The sequence below is a fragment of the Candidimonas nitroreducens genome (assembly GCF_002209565.1).
In the GTDB taxonomy this organism is placed as follows: Bacteria; Pseudomonadota; Gammaproteobacteria; order Burkholderiales; family Burkholderiaceae_B; genus Candidimonas; species Candidimonas nitroreducens.
Window position 1 is genome coordinate 1 of the sequence record NZ_NJIH01000029.1, and the last position, 1,176, is coordinate 1,176.

General features: G+C 67.5%; 1 protein-coding gene. It reads left to right on the forward strand.

Annotation, left to right across the window (positions count from 1 at the left end; translation table 11 throughout):
* The coding region (locus CEY11_RS24925) for an MFS transporter (protein WP_143323054.1) at nucleotides 1–1,176 on the forward strand (1,176 nt) is incomplete at both ends.

A 1,176-nucleotide genomic window follows, 5' to 3' on the forward strand; every position in this document is an offset into this window, starting at 1 on the left:
CGCAGCGTATTCTGTACGGCCATCGGCCTGTTCTCCGTGGGCTCGGCCCTGTGCGGCCTGGCCAACTCGCTGCCGCAGCTGGTCGTGTTCCGCGTCATACAGGGCATGGGCGGCGCCATGATGGTTCCCGTCGGCCGGCTGATCCTGCTGCGCAGTATCCCGCCCCAGGAAATGGTCAGCGCCATGGTGTGGTTCACCGTGCCCGGGGCGGTGGGCCGCGTCGCGGGCCCATTGCTCGGCGGCATCATCGTGACGCTGGTCTCATGGCGCTGGATCTTCCTGCTGAACATCCCGTTCGGCGTGCTGGGCATACTGATGGCCCGGGCCTTCCTCTCCGACACCCAGGAGCGCATCAAGCAGCGCTTCGACATCGTCGGCTTCATCCTGCTTTCCCTCGGCCTGGTCGGGCTGGTCAGCGGCCTGGACACCGCCGGGCGCGGGCTGGTGCCCGCCGGCGTCACCATTACCCTGACCACGGTGGGCGCGCTGTGCGTACTGACCTACTGGTACTACACGCGCCGCGTCGACAAGCCGGTCATCGACCCCGGCCTGTTCAAGTTCAAGGCATACCGCACCGCCGTGGCCGGCGGCATGCCGCTGCGGGTCGCGCTGGGCGCCTCGCCCTTCCTGCTGCCGCTGATGCTGCAGCTGGGTTTCGGGCTCACGCCGCTGATGTCCGGCCTGCTGACCATGGCCACCGCCATCGGCTCCTTGTGCGTGCGCGCCCTGCTCCAGCCAGCAATCCGGCGCTTCGGGTTCAAGGCCATCCTGGTCGTCTCGACGCTGCTGACCGGCGTGTTCTACGCGCTTTACGGCCTGTTCACCCCGGACACGTCCCACACCCTGATCTTCGCCATCCTGCTGTTCGGCGGGCTGTTCAATTCCTTCGCCATGGTCACCCTGAATACGCTGGGGTACTCCGACGTGCCGCCGGGCCGCATGAGCCAGGCGACCGCGCTGTCGAGCATGGGCCAGCAATTTTCACTGAGCCTGGGCGTGGCTTTCGCGGCATTCGTGGTCACCATCACGGCCAGCTTCCATGGCCATGCCCCGGGCACCCTGGGCGCCACGGACTTCTCGCCGGCATTCATCGTGGTGGGGGCCCTGACCTGGTGCTCGCTGTTCTACTTCTACCGCCTGTCTCCCGACGAAGGCGCGGAAATGCGCGGCGCCGGC